18 protein-coding genes and 1 riboswitch are annotated in these 16507 nt (G+C 73.3%); of the genes, 7 read left to right on the top strand and 11 right to left on the bottom strand.

Annotated elements, in window-relative coordinates; translation table 11 throughout:
• Nucleotides 1-96 precede the first annotated feature (96 nt).
• Genes amaP through ACZ4E1_RS03295 form a run of 5 tightly spaced genes read right to left on the bottom strand, consistent with a single transcriptional unit; the run spans nt 97 to nt 2372 of the window.
• Nucleotides 97-684, bottom strand: a complete 588-nt coding sequence (gene amaP / locus ACZ4E1_RS03315; protein ID WP_467535290.1) for an alkaline shock response membrane anchor protein AmaP — start codon at nt 682-684, stop codon at nt 97-99.
• Entirely contained in the window at nt 681-1337 is a 657-nt protein-coding gene (locus ACZ4E1_RS03310; protein WP_467535288.1) for a DUF6286 domain-containing protein, read from the bottom strand. Before ACZ4E1_RS03310 ends, amaP begins: the two co-directional genes overlap by 4 nt.
• A complete protein-coding gene (locus ACZ4E1_RS03305) occupies nt 1334-1678 on the bottom strand; it encodes an Asp23/Gls24 family envelope stress response protein (protein ID WP_467535286.1) in 345 nt (114 codons plus the stop codon). Before ACZ4E1_RS03305 ends, ACZ4E1_RS03310 begins: the two co-directional genes overlap by 4 nt.
• Nucleotides 1679-1681: 3 nt before the next feature.
• On the bottom strand, nt 1682-1867 hold the full coding sequence (locus ACZ4E1_RS03300) for a hypothetical protein (protein WP_111667018.1): 186 nt from the start codon (nt 1865-1867) through the stop codon (nt 1682-1684).
• A gap of 31 nt (nt 1868-1898) precedes the next feature.
• Complete coding sequence (locus ACZ4E1_RS03295; RefSeq protein ID WP_467535282.1) at nt 1899-2372, bottom strand: Asp23/Gls24 family envelope stress response protein; 474 nt, start codon at nt 2370-2372, stop codon at nt 1899-1901.
• Nucleotides 2373-2482: 110 nt separating this feature from the next.
• Between ACZ4E1_RS03295 and ACZ4E1_RS03290 the strand changes: the two genes are divergently transcribed.
• Complete coding sequence (locus ACZ4E1_RS03290) at nt 2483-3268, top strand: nucleopolyhedrovirus P10 family protein (protein ID WP_467535280.1); 786 nt, start codon at nt 2483-2485, stop codon at nt 3266-3268.
• Between the two features lie 25 nt (nt 3269-3293).
• Here the strand turns inward: ACZ4E1_RS03290 and ACZ4E1_RS03285 are convergent, their stop codons facing one another.
• The 3 genes from ACZ4E1_RS03285 to ACZ4E1_RS03275 all read right to left on the bottom strand — a co-directional run bounded on the left by ACZ4E1_RS03285 (nt 3294) and on the right by ACZ4E1_RS03275 (nt 6448).
• Entirely contained in the window at nt 3294-4085 is a 792-nt protein-coding gene (locus ACZ4E1_RS03285) for an enoyl-CoA hydratase/isomerase family protein (RefSeq protein WP_467535278.1), read from the bottom strand.
• A 148-nt stretch (nt 4086-4233) separates the two neighbouring features.
• Complete coding sequence (locus ACZ4E1_RS03280) at nt 4234-4455, bottom strand: helix-turn-helix domain-containing protein (RefSeq protein ID WP_399131261.1); 222 nt, start codon at nt 4453-4455, stop codon at nt 4234-4236.
• A gap of 394 nt (nt 4456-4849) precedes the next feature.
• Entirely contained in the window at nt 4850-6448 is a 1599-nt protein-coding gene (locus tag ACZ4E1_RS03275) for an ABC-F family ATP-binding cassette domain-containing protein (protein ID WP_467535277.1), read from the bottom strand.
• Between the two features lie 264 nt (nt 6449-6712).
• Between ACZ4E1_RS03275 and ypfJ the strand changes: the two genes are divergently transcribed.
• Nucleotides 6713-7600 carry a KPN_02809 family neutral zinc metallopeptidase gene (gene ypfJ, locus ACZ4E1_RS03270; RefSeq protein WP_467535275.1) on the top strand — a complete coding sequence of 296 codons (888 nt, stop codon included), beginning with the start codon at nt 6713-6715 and terminating at the stop codon, nt 7598-7600.
• Nucleotides 7601-7613: 13 nt separating this feature from the next.
• On the opposite strand, the gene ACZ4E1_RS03265 is transcribed toward ypfJ, so the two are convergent.
• From ACZ4E1_RS03265 to ACZ4E1_RS03255, 3 genes are all read right to left on the bottom strand, one after another.
• Nucleotides 7614-9020, bottom strand: coding sequence for a hypothetical protein (locus ACZ4E1_RS03265; RefSeq protein WP_467535274.1), 1407 nt, complete (start codon nt 9018-9020; stop codon nt 7614-7616).
• A 76-nt stretch (nt 9021-9096) separates the two neighbouring features.
• Complete coding sequence (locus ACZ4E1_RS03260; RefSeq protein ID WP_467535273.1) at nt 9097-10233, bottom strand: alpha/beta hydrolase; 1137 nt, start codon at nt 10231-10233, stop codon at nt 9097-9099.
• Nucleotides 10234-10435: 202 nt separating this feature from the next.
• Nucleotides 10436-11098 (bottom strand): class II aldolase/adducin family protein, encoded by a 663-nt coding sequence (locus ACZ4E1_RS03255; protein ID WP_467535271.1) that lies wholly within the window; start codon nt 11096-11098, stop codon nt 10436-10438.
• Between the two features lie 124 nt (nt 11099-11222).
• On the opposite strand from ACZ4E1_RS03255, the gene ACZ4E1_RS03250 reads away from it, so the two are divergent.
• The 5 genes from ACZ4E1_RS03250 to ACZ4E1_RS03230 all read left to right on the top strand — a co-directional run bounded on the left by ACZ4E1_RS03250 (nt 11223) and on the right by ACZ4E1_RS03230 (nt 16439).
• Nucleotides 11223-11969: a lysozyme gene (locus ACZ4E1_RS03250; protein ID WP_467535270.1), complete on the top strand. Its 747-nt coding sequence runs from the start codon at nt 11223-11225 to the stop codon at nt 11967-11969.
• A gap of 202 nt (nt 11970-12171) precedes the next feature.
• Entirely contained in the window at nt 12172-13437 is a 1266-nt protein-coding gene (locus ACZ4E1_RS03245) for an inorganic phosphate transporter (RefSeq protein ID WP_467535268.1), read from the top strand.
• Nucleotides 13438-13453: 16 nt separating this feature from the next.
• A complete protein-coding gene (locus ACZ4E1_RS03240) occupies nt 13454-13675 on the top strand; it encodes a hypothetical protein (protein WP_188339650.1) in 222 nt (73 codons plus the stop codon).
• A 107-nt stretch (nt 13676-13782) separates the two neighbouring features.
• Nucleotides 13783-13927: riboswitch (cobalamin riboswitch) on the top strand.
• A 38-nt stretch (nt 13928-13965) separates the two neighbouring features.
• The gene (locus ACZ4E1_RS03235; protein ID WP_467535267.1) at nt 13966-14922 is read left to right on the top strand and encodes a cobalamin biosynthesis protein; all 957 of its coding nucleotides are present in this window, start codon (nt 13966-13968) and stop codon (nt 14920-14922) included.
• Nucleotides 14919-16439: a cobyric acid synthase gene (locus tag ACZ4E1_RS03230; protein ID WP_467535266.1), complete on the top strand. Its 1521-nt coding sequence runs from the start codon at nt 14919-14921 to the stop codon at nt 16437-16439. The genes ACZ4E1_RS03235 and ACZ4E1_RS03230 overlap by 4 nt, the downstream gene beginning before the upstream one ends.
• Nucleotides 16440-16507 lie beyond the last annotated feature (68 nt).

Here is a 16507-nt window from a genome sequence, read left to right as displayed (position 1 = left end):
GCCTCATCGGAGAAATGCGACGCGAAGCGTCTGCGTTTCAGGGGCGCGGGGAACTGCGCGGCCCGCCCCCACCGAACCCGCAGCCCGCGACGAGAGCTAGCTGACCCGTTCCGCCCGGTGCTTGACCGCCCGGAGTCGGACTTCCGCGGGCAATGAGTCAAGCCCAGCCGATGCGCGGGCCTGACCGACCGCCTCCTCGGAGAGGACCCGCAGCGCCTCCCCGGGCCCCGCATGCGGCTCCAGCCTCAACCGCACCCGAGCCCGCGGAGCGTTCCGCCGCCCCGTCAGCATGACCCCCGCGTGATCGACCCCGTCGAGCGCCTCCGCGGCACCGCACAGCACCTGCTCCATCGCGCGGCCACGCAGCAGCGCCCCCTCGCCGTCCCCCGTGTCGACGAGCACCTCGGCCAGTCGTCGCCGCCGCAGTTGCGCCACCAGCCACCACAGCGCGAGCAGCACCACGACGGCGAGCACGGCGATGACCGTGGGCCACCACCAGCCCTCGTCCCGCCACCGGTTCCGGTCCGCCACGCTGAGCAGTACGTCGTCGGAGCCGCTGTGGATCCACCAGGAGGGCGGCTTCACCCCGAGCCCGACCGCGAGCACGGAGCCGCCGCCGAGCAGCAGGACAAGGCCGAGCAGGCCGAGCACGATCCGGTTGACGGTCCTGGGCACGCCGCTCACCCCTTTCTGCCGGGCCGCATCACGTGCACGGAGAGACCGGGCGCGGAGCCGAGGCCCAGTTCCCGGATGCCCTCGCCGAGCGCGGCGTCGAGATCGGTCCGTACGTCGTCGAGTGGGCGAAAGTGGGACAGGGCCCGCACCTCCACCTTGGAGCGCTTCATCCGGACCCGTACCGACTGCACGCCCGAGACCTCCATGGCCCGGTCGCGCAGCACCATCGCGGCGGCGTCGCGGTACAGGCCCGCCCGCACGTCGGCGCGGACCCGGCGCATCGGCAGGACGGCGCGCAGTCCCGGGGTCGCCGCGAGCACGAGGAGCCAGAGGCCGAGCGCCGCGGCGACCCCGGCGCCGATCAGCACGGCGGTGTCGTCGAGGGGCCGTCGGGCGAGTTCCCGGGCGAGCGAGCGGCGCCACTCCATCGCGGGGCGCCCCGCCCGTACGGCGGCGATGTCGTAGAGCAGGATGCCGAATCCGCCGAGCAGCACCACGGCGCACACGGCCGCGGGGACGCGGCGGGCCGACCAGAAGCGGGGCGTGCCGTCCTCGCCGTCGAGGGTGGGCTGCGTGGTGTAGGAGGCGGCGGACGCGGACTGGTCGAGGTGCTCGGCACCCTCGCGCTCGGCGACGGGCGCCGCCTCGGTGGGTTCGCTCATCGGATCCTCCCCCGGTCCGTGCCACGGGTGTGCGCCGAGTGCAGCCGCTCCACCTCGACGGCCACCTCAGGGACCTCCATCCCCGCCAACGTCCTTACCCGTTCCGTGACTTGGCGACGCACGGCGGCGCACTGGGCGCCGATGTCCAGCGGGTACTCGAGTTCGAGACTGACGTGGACGCGGGCCGTGTCGTGGTGGACGGTCACCGTGGCGTGCGGGGGTGCCCCGTCCGCGGGGACGACGTCGAGCGCCTCACGCGCCGCGTACGCGGCGATCTTCGCGACGACCCGGTCGGCGATCCGGGTCGCGCCGCGCTCGGCGGGGGCGACCTGTGCCGCCATCGGTCACCGCCGCCGGTCGCCGCGGGCACGGAAGAACTCGCCGGGTTCCAGGTCCCCCTCGAGGAACCGGCCCGCGACGAAGCCGATGGCGCCCAGAGCCGCCACCAGCAAAAACGCCCCGAATCCACCGAAGTATCCGGCGAAGCCGAGGGCCATGCCGGCGATCATGCCGACCACGGCCAGATTCATCCTGTACTCCTCCACCCATGCGGTGCGGCTGTCACTGGAGTCGTGACTCCGGCTCCTCGTCCTCCTCGTCCGGCAGCTTCACGTCGCTGACGGCGATGTTCACCTCGACGACTTCGAGGCCGGTCATGCGCTCCACGGCGTTGATCACGTTCTCCCGCACGTCGCGTGCGGTGTCGGCGATCGAGACGCCGTACTCGACGACGATCTCCAGGTCGAGGGCGGTCTGGAGCTCGCCGACCTCGGCCTTGACGCCGCGGGACACGGATTTCGTCCCGCCGCCCGGTACGCGGTCGCGTACGGCGCCGAACGTGCGGGACAGGCCGCTGCCCATCGCGTGCACGCCGTCGACGTCGCGTGCGGCCAGTCCGGCGATCTTCTCGACGACTCCGTCGGCGATGGTGGTCTTTCCCCGGCCACCGGGGTCACCCCCACCCCTCTTGGTCATGCTGCTCTTCCCGGTCGATGCCGTGGGCGCGTCGCCCGGCCTCTGCGCGGTGTCACTCATCGGGGCTGTCCCCTCTGTGAGGTGCGGTCTCGCTGCGGGGTGCTGCTTTCCTCTGCCCACACTAAGTGCGGTTACCCAGGCTCGCGCCCGGGATGAGGCAGCCTGGGGACATGACCGCTGACCACTGGACACAGGCCGTACGACAGCACCTGGGACTGGGGCGGCTGCTGCCGCTCGGCGGGCCCGGCGACGGGGCGTGGATCGCGGAGCCGGCCGCCGGGGCGGTACTGCGCCGGTCGGTGGACGGCCTGCCCGGGCTGCGCCTCGGCGTCCTGCGCCTGACCCTCGCCGACACCGACACCGACACGGCGTACGAGGCAGGGGTGCCGGCCCCGCCGAGCGCGCTGCCGCCGGGTCCGCTGCGGATCGTCGCGGAGTGCGCGGCGGCGCCGGACGAGCCGCTGCCCGGGGCCGCCGGACGGCTGCGGGCGGCGCTGGCCGAGGCGGCGGACACCGCTCTCGGGCTGATCGTGGCCGAGATCGACGTACGGGTGACGGAGCTGCTCGAACCGGGAGCGGCACCGGAGGAACCTCAGGCTCCGGACGGGAAGCCGGAAGCGACACCGGAGGAGAAGTCACCGTCCGGGGCCGGACCGAGCGGGAACGGGAGCGGGAGCGGGGACGCCGGCCGGGTCGCCGACGCGGCGCGCGCGGTCCCCGGTGTGGCCCGGCTGACCGGCGCCCTGGGCGGTCTCGGCCGCCCGGTCCACATCGAGGAGCGGGCGGCGGAGGAGCACGGCGGGGCCGCCCTGCCCCGCCGTCACGTCCGGGTGGAACTCGCGGTGGCGCGGGGCGCCCGCGCGCTGGACGTGGCGCGCGCGGTACGGGAGGCCGTGGCGGCGGCGCTCCCGGACACCCCGACGGTCGCGGTGCTGGTGACGGAGAGCGCGGACTGACCGCGGCTCCGCCGCAGGGCGGGGGTCAGTCGCCGAGGCCGGCCAGGTCGCGCAGCCGTCGGCCCTGCGCGCCGCGCTCGGCGACGCGCTGCTCGTCGAGGGTGCGCCCGGCGGCGCCCTGGAGCAGGACCTTGGTCTCGACGACGGCGTCGCGGGGCGCGGCGACGAGCGCGGCGACGAGGTCACGCGTGGCGTCCTCGAGCTGGTCGCCGGGCACGGCGACGTTGGCGAGGCCGGTGCGCACGGCCTCGTCGGCGTGGACGTAGCGCCCGGTCACGCAGATCTCGAGCGCGCGGGCGTACCCGACCAGGCCGACGAGCGGATGCGTGCCGGTGAGGTCGGGGACGAGCCCGAGGCTGGTCTCCCGCATGGAGAACTGCACGTCGTCGGCGACGACGCGCAGGTCGCAGGAGAGCGCGAGCTGGAAGCCCGCGCCGATCGCGTGCCCCTGGACCGCGGCCACGGAGAGGATGTCGCCGCGGCGCAGCCAGGTGAAAGCGTCCTGGTACTCGGCGATGGTGGAGTCGAGCAACTCCTCGCCGCCGCGGGCCAGGTCGATGAAGGACGGCTCGCCGTCGAACCCCTCGGGCGTGAACGCCTGACGGTCCAGGCCGGCGGAGAAGGACTTGCCCTCACCGCGCAGCACGACCACCCGCACGGAACCCGGCAGGGAACGCCCGGCCTCGGTCAACGCCCGCCACAGCGCGGGACTCTGGGCGTTGCGCTTGTCCGGGTTGGTCAGCGTCACCGTGGCGATCGTGTCGTCGACGATGAGCTGGACGCCGTCCTTGTCGAGCAGGGGTGCGATCTTGGTCATCGGGACCTCCGGGTCTGCGCAGTCGTGAGCACGCGCGAAGCGTAAGTGACTGCACAGTAACCACCCGGTCGGCCAGCCGACCGACCGGGTGGTCACCGACGGAGCCGGTGAACCGAACGAGTCGGAACGGAGAGCTGAGCGAAACGCGTCAGCTCGCCGCGGCCTTCTTTCCTCGCGTGGCCCCGCCGCGACCTCGCAGCGACACCCCGGACTCGCTCAGCATCCGGTGCACGAAGCCATACGAGCGGCCGGTCTCCTCGGCCAGCGCTCGGATGCTCGCACCGGAGTCGTACTTTTTCTTCAGGTCTGCCGCGAGCTTGTCGCGCGCGGCGCCGGTCACCCGGCTGCCCTTCTTCAGAGTCTCGGCCACCCGTGCCTCCTCATGGGAAGTGCGCTCTGGAATTCCCATGATCACCCCTCCCGGGCTTCCTGGCCACCCATTCGACAAGGTCTGTAGGCGGCCGATGGGGAGCGGCCCGGGGATCCACACGAGTGGAATCAGGGGTTCCGGCGGGCTCGCGCGGCGCCCGGAACGCCTGGCGCGAGAGAACCGGCAGGTCAGTGACTCCCCAGGCGCCGCAAGGGTTCTACGGCCCCGGGGGCGGCTCGGAGCACGGTGGACACACCGCGGTACGAGGCCGTCTCACTCAGATGAAGGATCACGGCTCGGCCGAATGATCCATACGGAGTGGATCATTCTTTCGATCAAGCCGTGCTGACGCGCGGGTCCCGGGGGCGCCCCCGGGACGCCCCGCGCCGCAGGCTCAGGCGAGGGCGACGAGGTCCGCGTAGCCCTGGCCCCACAGGTCCTCGATGCCGTCCGGCAGCAGGATGATCCGCTCCGGCTGGAGGGCGTCGACGGCGCCCTCGTCGTGCGTGACGAGGACGACGGCGCCCTTGTAGGTGCGCAGCGCGCCGAGGATCTCCTCGCGGCTGGCCGGGTCCAGGTTGTTCGTCGGCTCGTCGAGGAGCAGCACGTTGGCCGAGGAGACGACGAGGGTGGCCAGGGCCAGTCGGGTCTTCTCGCCGCCGGAGAGGACCCCGGCCGGCTTGTCGACGTCGTCGCCGGAGAACAGGAACGAGCCGAGCGTCTTGCGCACCTGGACCAGGTCGAGGTCGGGGGCGGCGGAGCGCATGTTCTCCAGGACCGTGCGCTCCGGGTCGAGGGTCTCGTGCTCCTGCGCGTAGTAGCCGAGCTTGAGGCCGTGGCCCTCGATGACCTGGCCGGTGTCGGGCTTCTCGGCGCCGCCGAGGAGCTTGAGCAGGGTCGTCTTGCCCGCGCCGTTGAGGCCCAGGATGACGACGCGCGAGCCCTTGTCGATGGCCAGGTCGACGTCCGTGAAGATCTCCAGGGAGCCGTACGACTTCGACAGCCCCTCGGCCATGAGCGGCGTCTTGCCGCACGGCGAGGGCTCGGGGAAGCGCAGCTTGGCGACCTTGTCGGACTGGCGGACCTCCTCGAGACCGGCGAGGAGCTTGTCGGCGCGCTTGGCCATGTTCTGCGCGGCGACGGTCTTGGTCGCCTTGGCGCGCATCTTGTCGGCCTGCGCGTTCAGCGTCGCGGCCTTCTTCTCGGCGTTCTGCCGCTCGCGCTTGCGGCGCTTCTCGTCGGCCTCGCGCTGCTGCTGGTAGAGCTTCCAGCCCATGTTGTAGACGTCGATCGTGGAGCGGTTGGCGTCCAGGTAGAAGACCTTGTTGACGACCGTCTCGACGAGGTCGACATCGTGGGAGATCACGATGAAGCCGCCGCTGTACGTCTTCAGGTAGTCCCGCAGCCAGACGATGGAGTCGGCGTCGAGGTGGTTGGTCGGCTCGTCGAGGAGCAGGGTGTCCGCGTCCGAGAACAGGATGCGGGCCAGCTCGATACGGCGGCGCTGACCACCGGAGAGGGTGTGCAGGGGCTGGCCGAGCACGCGGTCCGGGAGGTTGAGCGCGGCGGCGATCGTGGCGGCCTCGGCCTCGGCGGCGTACCCGCCCTTGGTGAGGAACTCGGTCTCCTGGCGCTCGTACTGGCGCAGGGCCTTGGCCTGGGTGGCGCCGCTGCCGGTCGCGATGCGCTGCTCGTTATCCCGCATCTTGCGCATCAGGACGTCGAGGCCGCGGGCGGACAGGATGCGGTCGCGGGCCAGGACGTCGAGGTCGCCGGTGCGCGGGTCCTGCGGCAGGTAGCCGACCTCACCGGAGCGGCTGATGGTGCCGCCGGCCGGCATGCCCTCGCCCGCCAGGCACTTGGTGAGGGTGGTCTTGCCCGCTCCGTTGCGGCCGACGAGGCCGATGCGGTCGCCCTTGGCGACACGGAAGCTGGCGTTCTCGATGAGGATGCGGGCGCCGGCGCGCAGTTCGATGCCGGAGGCGGTGATCACGAGTGGGTCTCCAGGAATGGATCAACAGCGGATTGACAGGGCGAGGGCCGGTCGGCGCCGCTAATGCACCCAGAGAAGAAACGTCATACGAGACAGTTTAACGGTGGGATGCAAGCGCTTTTGCCGGGCCGCCGCCCGCCCGGCCCGACCTGGGCGCATCCCCCGTTCGGCCCACGGACCGGGCCCGGCGCGGCCGCGCGCCCGAGGATGAGGAGCGGCGGCACGGGCTCCCGGTCCCGCCCCTCGGCGACTAGGCGGTGGCGCATGCAGTTCGACGACGACGCGCGGCTGGACACCTCGGAGGTCCAGGACGTGCGGGGCAGCCGGATCCCCGGCGGGAAGGCGACCGTCGGCGGCGGTTTCGCCGGGCTGATCGCCCTGCTGCTGGGCCTGTTCTTCGGCACGAACGAGTTCGGTCTGTCGTCGGACGGCTCCGGCACCCCGGCGACGTCGGTGTCGAGCGCGGCGCAGGTGGAACAGCACTGCCGCACGGGCCAGGACGCGAACACGCAGCAGGACTGCCGCACGGTCGCGGTGGTCAACAGCCTCCAGGACTACTGGACCGGCGAGTTCCAGCGCCGCCAGGGCCGCTACTCCCCCGCCTCCACGGTGCTCTTCACGAACCAGGTGTCGACGGCCTGCGGCCGGGCGTCCTCGGCGGTCGGGCCGTTCTACTGCCCGGGCGACCGGAAGGTCTATCTCGACCTGGGCTTCTTCGAGGAGCTGCGGTCGAAGTTCGGATCGAGCGGCGGCCCGTTCGCGCAGGCCTACGTGGTGGCGCACGAGTACGGGCACCACGTGCAGAACCTGATGGGCACGCTGCAGCGGGCGCAGGACGGGCGCACCGGCCAGAACAGCAACGCGGTGAAGGTCGAGCTGCAGGCCGACTGCTACGCGGGCGTGTGGGCCCGGCACGCCACGAGGACGCCGGACGAGTCCACGGGCCGGCCGCTGATCACGAGCCTGACCGACGCGGACATCCGCGACGGCCTCGACGCGGCCGCCGCGGTGGGCGACGACCGCATCCAGGAGAAGTTCCAGGGCCGGGTGACGCCCGAGTCGTGGACGCACGGCTCGTCGCAGCAGCGCCAGCAGTGGTTCTACCAGGGCTACGAGAGCGGCGACATGGCGCAGTGCAACACCTTCCGGTGAGCCCTGCCGCCCGTCAGGCCCCGCCGGTGTGGACCTGGAAGGCGGCCCGGCGGACGGCCTTGGCGAGCGCCGGGTCGGGGTGCGCGGCGGCGAGGGCGACCAGGACCTGCACGGTGCGCGGGTGGCCGACGGCGCGGACCTCGTCGATGAGCGCGGGCACGGTGGGCTGCACCGCGGACTCCAGGTGCCGGACCAGGAGCGGGGCCTCGCCGTGGTCGGCCACGGCCGCGGCGGTGTCGACCCACAGCCAGGTGGCCTCCTCGCGGGTGAGGACGGTGTGCACGTCCTCGGGGTCGGCGCCCTCGTGCTCGGCGAGCCACAGCCGGGCGTAGGCGCGCAGGCCCGGGTCCTCGGCCGCCTTGCGCACCTCGGGCTCGGCCGGGGCGCCGACGACGCGCAGCGCCTCGAAGGCGAGCCCGCGCAGCAGGGCGTCCTCGCCGCGGGCGGCGTCCAGGAGCTCGGTGACAGCGTTGCCGATGTCGCGTGCGGCGAGCCAGGCCCGGTACTCGTCGCGGGCCGCCTGGGGCCGCAGTCGGGCACAGCCGCGCAGCATGTCCTCGGCCGCGACCTCGATGTTCCCGGCGGGTGACTGGGCGGCCACGCAGATCTGCTCGAGCCGGACCCAGACCGCCCAGCTGCCGAGCGGGGTGAGGGTGGCGTGGCCGTCGGCGTAGGTGAGCGCTCCCACGGCGGCGAGGCCGCTGAGCGCCCAGTCGAGGAGGGGCAGCAGCGGGGTGTCCTCGGCCGCGCCGGGACCGTCGGCTGCGTCGGGCTCCAGGTGGGGGCCGTAGGGGATCTCGCAGCGTTCGGTGCGCAGCTCGGTGACGCGCTGGCCGAGCAGGTCCAGGAGCTGCTCGGTGGCGACGGGGCCGGCCATCAGCTGGAGGAAGGACAACAGCTGGGGCATGGCCTCGACGGCCTCGGCGACCGCGGCCGCCTCCAGGGCGGCGGGCGCGGGGTGGACCAGCGACCAGGCGTCGAACAGGGCGACCCAGCCGCGCAGTACGGCGGTGTCGTCGCGGTCCCAGGCGCGCAGCCGCCAGCCGGGGCGCGCGGTGTCGCCGTGCACCTCGACGAGTCCGGCGAGGCGGGCGGTGTCCCAGTCGGCCCGGACCCGGCGCACGGTGAGGCCGAGGTCGTCGGCGGCGCGCTGCGCGGTGGCGTCGGAGAGGGTGCCCTTGCCGTCGCGGGCGCCCATGTCGTTGCCGGGGCTCAGGGTGGCGTCGGCCCAGCGGGCCACCCGGACCGCGCCGGCGAGACCCTCGCGGGCGGTGCGGGCGAGTTCGGCCGGGGGCGGCGTGCCCTCCGGGGGGCGTGGGGCGGTGCGGCGGGTCGCGGCACGCGGGGCCGGGGGCGCCAGCGGCTGGCGGCGGGGGCGGACAAGTCGGAGCCGGGAGTCGCGCGGGGTACGGGACGTCACTGGAGCAGTCTCCCCGTGACCCGGCGATTTCCCAAACGCGGGCCTGTGTTCGGCACCCGGCCCCCGGTTCGCGCGGCTACATGAGGGGGGTGAGGAAGCGCCGCAGGGTCTCTTCGTACGTGGCCGGGTCGGCGTTCCACATCGCGTTGTGCGGGGCGTCGGCGACGGTGTGCAGGGTGACGAGGTCGGGCCGGGCGGCGGCCAGGCGCCGGGACAGGGTCCAGGGGGCGACCTCGTCGTCGGGGCCGTGCACGACCAGCGTGGGCACCTTCAGGTTCTGCGGGTCGGCGGCCTCGGCGAGGCGGTCGGTGTGCAGTCCGGTGCGGCCCTGGGCGGCGCGGACGGCGAGCGGGAGCAGGGTGCGCGGGGTGCGGTGGGCGCGGGCCAGGGCGCGCAGGGTGGCCTCCCAGCTGAGCACCGGGGAGTCGAGGACCAGGCCGGCGATGCGCTCGCGCAGGGCGCAGTGGCCCGCGGCGTGCAGGGCCATGGCGGCGCCGGTGGACCAGCCGTGCACGATGACGCGGCGGGCGCCGAAGCGGACGGCGTAGCGGATCGCGGCGTCGAGGTCGCGCCACTCGGTCTCGCCGAGGTGGTGCAGGCCGTCCGGAGAGCGGGGGGCGCCGAGGTCGCCGCGGTAGGCGAGGTCGAGCACGGGGAAGCGCTGGCGGTGCAGGAACCCCATGACGTTCATGGGGTGCTCGCGGGTGGTGCCGAGGCCGTGCACGGTGATGACCCAGGTGTCGCGGGCGCCGGGCAGGAACCAGGCGGGCAGGGCGCCGAGTTCGCCGGGCACGTCGACGTCGGCGTGTTCGAGGCCGAGGGCGGACGCGGGGTCGCCGATGTGGACCTGGGGGGTCAGCCAGGCGTGCGCGCCGGGTTCGAGGGCGCCGTGGGTGACCCGTTCGAGCCGGCGCACGACGGTGTCGGCGGGGTGCGGCACGGATTCGACGACAGGTCCGACGACCGCGTGGAAGCCGCCTCCGGCAAGCCCGTACGTGCCCGGGCGCAGGGAGGCGAGGTCGCGGGTGAGGGTGACGTGGCCCGCGGCGACGGTGTGGACGGTGAGCCGGGGTTCGGTGGGCAGCGGGCGTCCGGCGCGGGCCTTCAGCGCGGCGTCGCTGGCGAGCCGGCCCGCGGCGATCGAGGCGATCGAGGCGGCGAGGACTCCGGTCACGGTGGTGACGGCCGCGGCCGTCGCTCTGGCGGTGCGCACCCGTCCAGTGTCTTAGCGGTCGGGCCGTGCGGCCAGTGGGGCGGCGGGTCCGGGTGACGGGGCCCGACCGTCTCGTCGCCGGGTGCGCCTCCGGTGGGGCTGATCGCGCAGTTCCCCGCGCCCCTGATGAGGCGCAGCCTCATCAGGGGCGCGGGGAACTGCGCGACCAGCCACGACGCACCCGCACCCCGGCGACGAGAGATCAGCCGTCGCGGCGCTGGCCGTACCCCGACAGCCGCTCCGCGACCTCGTCCAGTTGGGCCGCGTTCAAGAGAGAAGGGCTCAGGCCCGGCACGGAGCGGGCCGTCAGCCAGACCCGGCACATCCACTCCAGCTGCGCCGTGCGGTCGTACGCCGCGTCGAGCGAGTCCCCGTACGCGACCGTGCCGTGGTTCTGGAGCAGACACCCCGTGCGCCCCTCCAGCGCGCCCAGCATGTTCCGGGCCAGCTCCTGCGTCCCGTACGTGGCGTAGGGCGCGACCCGGACCGGGCCGCCGAGGGCCATCGTCATGTAGTGGATCGCCGGCAGCTCGGGGACCAGCGTCGAGACGGCCGTGGCGTGCACCGCGTGGGTGTGCACGACGGCCCGCGCCCCGGTGCTCCGGTACACGGCGAGGTGAAGCGGCAGCTCACTCGTGGGGACGAGGGTGCCGCGCCGGGTGCGCCCGGTGAGGTCGACGGCGAGCAGGTCGTCGGGGGTGAGCCGGTCGTAGGGGACTCCGCTGGGGGTGACGAGCACGAGGGCGTCCTCGCCGTCGCCGACCCGCACGGAGACATTTCCCGAGGTGCCGACGACGAGGCCGTCGGTCACGGTCCTGCGCGCGGTGGCCACCAGCTCGCCCCACGCCTGTTCGAGTTCACCCATGCGCGCATCCTGCCAGGCACCCGAACGGCGGGAAACGCGCCGGGCCCGGACCGATATCCCCGGTCCGGGACATCCCATATGTGCATATTTCCCATCCCTACGACTACTGGCTCCGGGGGGAAACATGGCTCGTGACCACACTCCGTCCCGTCGTCGCACCCGAGTCGCCGCGGCGGCCTCCGCGGCCGTCCTGACGCTCGCCGGCACCGCGCTCGCGGAACTGCCGGCCCAGGCGGCGGGCAAGCCCAAGGGGCACGACGTCTCGTCGCACCAGAAGAACGTGAACTGGGCGAAGGCGCGCAGCAAGGGCGCGCGGTTCGTCTACGTGAAGGCGACCGAGTCGACGAACTACCGCAACCCCTACTTCGGCCAGCAGTACAACGGCGCCCGCGACCACGGCATCATCCGCGGCGCGTACCACTTCGCCCTGCCGAACAAGTCGTCCGGCCGCGCCCAGGCCGCGTACTTCGTGCGCAACGGCGGCGGCTGGACCCGGGACGGGCGGACGCTGCCGCCGGCGCTCGACATCGAATACAACCCGTACAGCGCGAAGAAGAAGTGCTACGGCATGAGCCGGTCGAAGCTCGTGTCCTGGATCGACTCGTTCAGCGACGAGGTGCTGCGCCGGACCGGGCGGCGTCCGGTGATCTACACCAACTACACGTGGTGGAAGAAGTGCACCGGCAACAGCGGGGCCTTCGGCGCGAACCACGCGCTGTGGCTGGCCCACTACGCGAGGACCGCGGGGCCGCTGCCGCGCGGCTGGTCGTACTGGACGTTCTGGCAGTACGCCAACAAGGGCGGCCTGCCGGGTGATCAGAATCTCTTCAACGGGTCGCAGGCCCAGCTGGAGCGGTTCGCCCGGGGGTAGTCCGACCCGGCCGGAAGTCCCGCGGAACCCGGAATTCCGGGGTTTTCGCGGGACCGGCCCGCGTCGCGCGCCGCCGTCCGGCACGAAGCGGAGCGAAGACCTGCCGGATCGGGACACCGCTCAGCCCCGCTCAGTTCATCTTCCGTTCACCCGACTTCCCTACGTTCAACTAGCCACTGACGTCCAACCGAAGCCTGGGTAAATGGAACACATCACGCTGCTCCTAGCGATCGTGATCGTTACCGCACTGGTCTTTGACTTCACCAACGGTTTCCACGACACCGCCAACGCGATGGCGACGACCATCTCGACAGGCGCCCTCAAGCCGAAGACGGCGGTGGCCATGTCCGCCGTGCTGAACCTCGTCGGAGCGTTCCTCTCCGTCGAAGTCGCTAAAACGATCTCCGGCGGCATCATCAACGAGGACGGCCTCAAGACAGAGGTCATCTTCGCGGCGCTGGTGGGCGCCATCCTCTGGAATCTGCTGACCTGGCTGGTCGGCCTGCCCTCCAGCTCCTCGCACGCCCTGTTCGGCGGCCTCATCGGCGCCGCCGTCATGTCGATGGGCTGGTCGTCGGTCAACGGCGGCACCGTCGTCACCAAGGTGCTGCTGCCCGCGGTCGCCGCGCCGCTCGTCGCCGGCCTCGCCGCGATGCTCGCGACGCGCCTGACGTACCGCATCAGCAAGAAGACCGACGAGAAGGCCACCGCCAAGGGCTACCGCGCCGGGCAGATCGCCTCGGCCGGCCTCGTCTCCCTCGCGCACGGCACCAACGACGCGCAGAAGACGATGGGCATCATCACGCTCGCCCTGATCACCGGCGGTGTGCTCGCGCCGGACGCCGACCCGCCGCTGTGGGTCATCGTCTCGGCCGGCATGGCCATCGCCCTCGGCACGTACCTGGGCGGCTGGCGGATCATCCGCACCATGGGCAAGGGTCTGACCGACCTGGCCCCGCAGCAGGGCTTCGCCGCGCAGACCAGTGCCGCGACGGCGATCCTCGCCTCCTCGCACATCGGCTTCTCGCTCTCCACGACCCAGGTCTGCTCCGGCGCCGTCATGGGCTCGGGCCTCGGCCGCAAGGGCGGTGTCGTCCGCTGGTCGACCGCCACCCGGATGTTCGTCGCGTGGGGTCTGACCCTGCCGGCGGCCGGTCTGGTCGGCGCGGGCGCCGAGTTCCTCACCCAGCAGGGCCCCTGGGGCATCGGCCTGACGGCCGCGCTGCTCATCGGCGGCGCCTCGGTCATCTGGGTGCTGTCCCGCCGCAACTCGGTCGACCACCACAACGTGACGGCCGACGAGATCGGCACCGGGGCCCCCGCCGAGGAGCCCGCCGGTGTCGTCACGACCGCGATCGCCGCGGTCACGCCGCCGCCGGCCGGTCCGGTGGCCGTCGAGGAGACCCCCGTCCCCGCCGCGGCCGCCTCCGTGGCCGACCCCGCGCGCCCCGCCGGCGCCACGCTGTAAGGAAGCAGGACCAGCTATGAAGATCGACTGGGCGGCCCTCGGCTCCGTGTTCGGCGTCAGCCTCGTGGTGACCGTGGCCCTGGTGGGCCTGTTCACCCTCGGCATCGTCGGCCTCTCCAAGAAGGAGTCCGCGACGCGCGCGGGCGGTTCGGCGACGCTCGCCGTCTCCGGCGCCTACCTGTGCTTCGCGCTGTGCACGGCGGCGGTCGCGTACGGGATCTTTCTGATCGTGGCCTGACCACGGTCGCAGCACTCCCTCGGCGGGGTGGGGACGCATCCGCGTCGCCACCCCGCCGACGTGTTGTGGACCTGGCCACACTCACCCGCCGCAGGTCAACAGCAAGTTGACGTGCGTTCGCGGAGCGTGGTGCACTTCCCTCGCCATATACGGCAGCAGCAGAGGAAGCCGGTGCGAATCCGGCGCGGTCCCGCCACTGTCAGCCCTCCCCCTGAGGGCGAGCCAGGAACTCACGCTGCCGGTCTCTTCGAACCAGGGCGTGGACACCCTGAGTGAGGACAACTACCGCCATGTTCGCCCCGCGCGGCGCACGGCGGGCCGAGCGCGTCTTCGCGTACGGCGCCGCCCTGGGTATCTTCAGCGACCTCCTGGTCGGCGATCCGCGCCGCGGGCACCCCGTCGCCGGCTTCGGCCGCGCCGCGGGAGCCGTCGAGCGCGTGCTGTGGCGGGACGACCGCGGCCGGGGCGCCCTGCACACGGCCGTGTGCGCCGGTGGCGCCGCCGCGGTGGGCGCGCTCGCCGCCCGTGCCGTACGCCGCTCCCCCGCCGCCTCGATCGCGCTGACCGCCGCCGCGACCTGGGCCGTGGTCGGCGGCACCTCGCTGGGCCGTGAGGCGCGGGCCGTGGGCTCCGCCCTGGAGGCCGGGGACGTGGAGCTGGCCCGGGAACTGCTGCCCCGGCTGTGCGGGCGCGACCCCGAGGGCCTGGACGCCGACGGCATCGCGCGCGGCGTCGTCGAGTCGGTCGCCGAGAACACCTCCGACGCGGTCGTGGGCGCCCTGGTGTGGGGCGCCGCCGCCGGGGTGCCGGGACTGCTCGCCTTCCGTGCCGTGAACACGCTGGACGCGATGGTCGGTCACAAGTCGCCCCGCTACCGGCGCTTCGGCTGGGCCTCGGCCCGGCTCGACGACGTCGCCGGCTGGCCCGGCGCCCGGCTGACGGGCGTCCTCGCGGTGCTGACCGGCGGCCGGCCCCGGGACGCGGTCCGTGCCTGGCGGGCCGACGCGGAGCGCCACCCGAGCCCGAACGCGGGGGTCGTGGAGGCCTCGTTCGCGGGCGCGCTCGGGGTGCGCCTCGGCGGCACGCTGTCGTACGCGGGGCGGGTCGAGCACCGGCCGGTCCTCAACGAGCGGGGTCGGCCCGTGCACGTACGTGATGTGGAGCGGGCCGTGCGGTTGTCGCGGCGCGTGAGTCTTTCGGCGTTGGGAGTCTGTGTGGGCGCGCGGTTGCTGTGGGGTCGTCGATGACGGGCGCGAGGAAGGGCGGCGGCCTGCTGGTCGCGGGCACCACCTCGGACGCAGGGAAGAGCGTGGTCACCGCCGGGATCTGCCGGTGGCTGGTGCGGCAGGGCGTGAAGGTCGCGCCGTTCAAGGGGCAGAACATGTCCCTGAACTCCTTCGTGACGCGCGAGGGCGCCGAGATCGGGCGGGCGCAGGCCATGCAGGCGCAGGCCGCGAAGGTCGAGCCGAGCGCGCTGATGAACCCGGTGCTGCTGAAGCCCGGCAGCGACCGCAGCAGCCAGGTCGTCCTGATGGGCAAACCGGTGGGCGAGCTGAGCGCCCGCGGCTACCACGGCGGGCGGCAGGCGGCGCTTCTCGACACCGTGGTGGGGTGCCTGGAGGAGTTGCGGGGCAGTCATGACGCCGTGATCTGTGAAGGGGCGGGCTCTCCCGCCGAGATCAACCTGCGCCGGACCGACATCGTGAACATGGGCGTCGCGCGGGCCGCGCGGCTGCCGGTGCTCGTCGTCGGCGACATCGACCGCGGGGGCGTCTTCGCGTCGTTCTTCGGCACGACGGCGCTGCTCGCGCCCGAGGACCAGGAGCTGCTCGCCGGGTATCTGGTGAACAAGTTCCGCGGTGACGTCACCCTGCTGGAACCCGGCCTGGACATGCTGAAATCGCTGACGGGCCGCCCCACGTACGGCGTTCTTCCCTATCAGCACGGGCTCGGCATCGACGAGGAGGACGGCCTGCGGGTGTCGCTGCGCGGCACGGTGCGCGAGTCCGTCGTGGCGCCGCCGGTCGGCGCGGACGTGCTGCGGGTCGCGGTGTGCGCGGTGCCGCTCATGTCGAACTTCACGGACGTCGACGCGCTCGCCGCCGAACCCGGCGTCGTGGTGCGGTTCGTGGACCGGGCCGAGGAGCTCGTCGACGCCGATCTGGTGGTCGTCCCGGGCACGCGGGGCACCGTGAAGGCGCTGGAGTGGCTGCGCGAGCGCGGGCTCGCCGACGCGCTCGCCCGGCGGGTCGCCGAGGGGCGGCCGGTGCTCGGCATCTGCGGCGGGTTCCAGGTGCTCGGGGAGCGGATCGAGGACGAGGTCGAGTCGCGGGCCGGGGTCGTGGACGGGCTCGGGCTCCTCCCGGTGCGGGTGCGCTTCGCGCGGGAGAAGACGCTGGCCCGGCCCGTCGGGCAGGCCCTGGGCGAGCCCGTCGAGGGGTACGAGATCCATCACGGGGTCGCCGATGTGCTCGGCGGTGAGGCGTTCCTGGACGGATGCCGGGTCGGGTCCGTGTGGGGCACGCACTGGCACGGGTCCCTGGAGTCGGACGGGTTCCGGCGGGCATTCCTCCGGGAGGTCGCGGCGGCGGCGGGCCGGCGGTTCGTACCGGCCCCCGACACGTCGTTCGCGGCGCTGCGCGAGGAGCAGCTCGACCGGCTCGGGGATCTGATCGAGCGGCACGCCGACACGGACGCGTTGTGGCGGCTGATCGAGGGAGGCGCTCCCTCGGAGTTGCCGTTCGTGCCGCCGGGGGCGCCGTGATGGGAAGTCGCCCCCGCCGCCCCTTTCCGTCCCGACCCCGGGGGCTTCGCTCCCGGACCCCCATGGGT

Source organism: Streptomyces sp. NPDC025806, from assembly GCF_055558275.1.
This window is presented reverse-complemented; position numbering and strand designations above follow the sequence as displayed.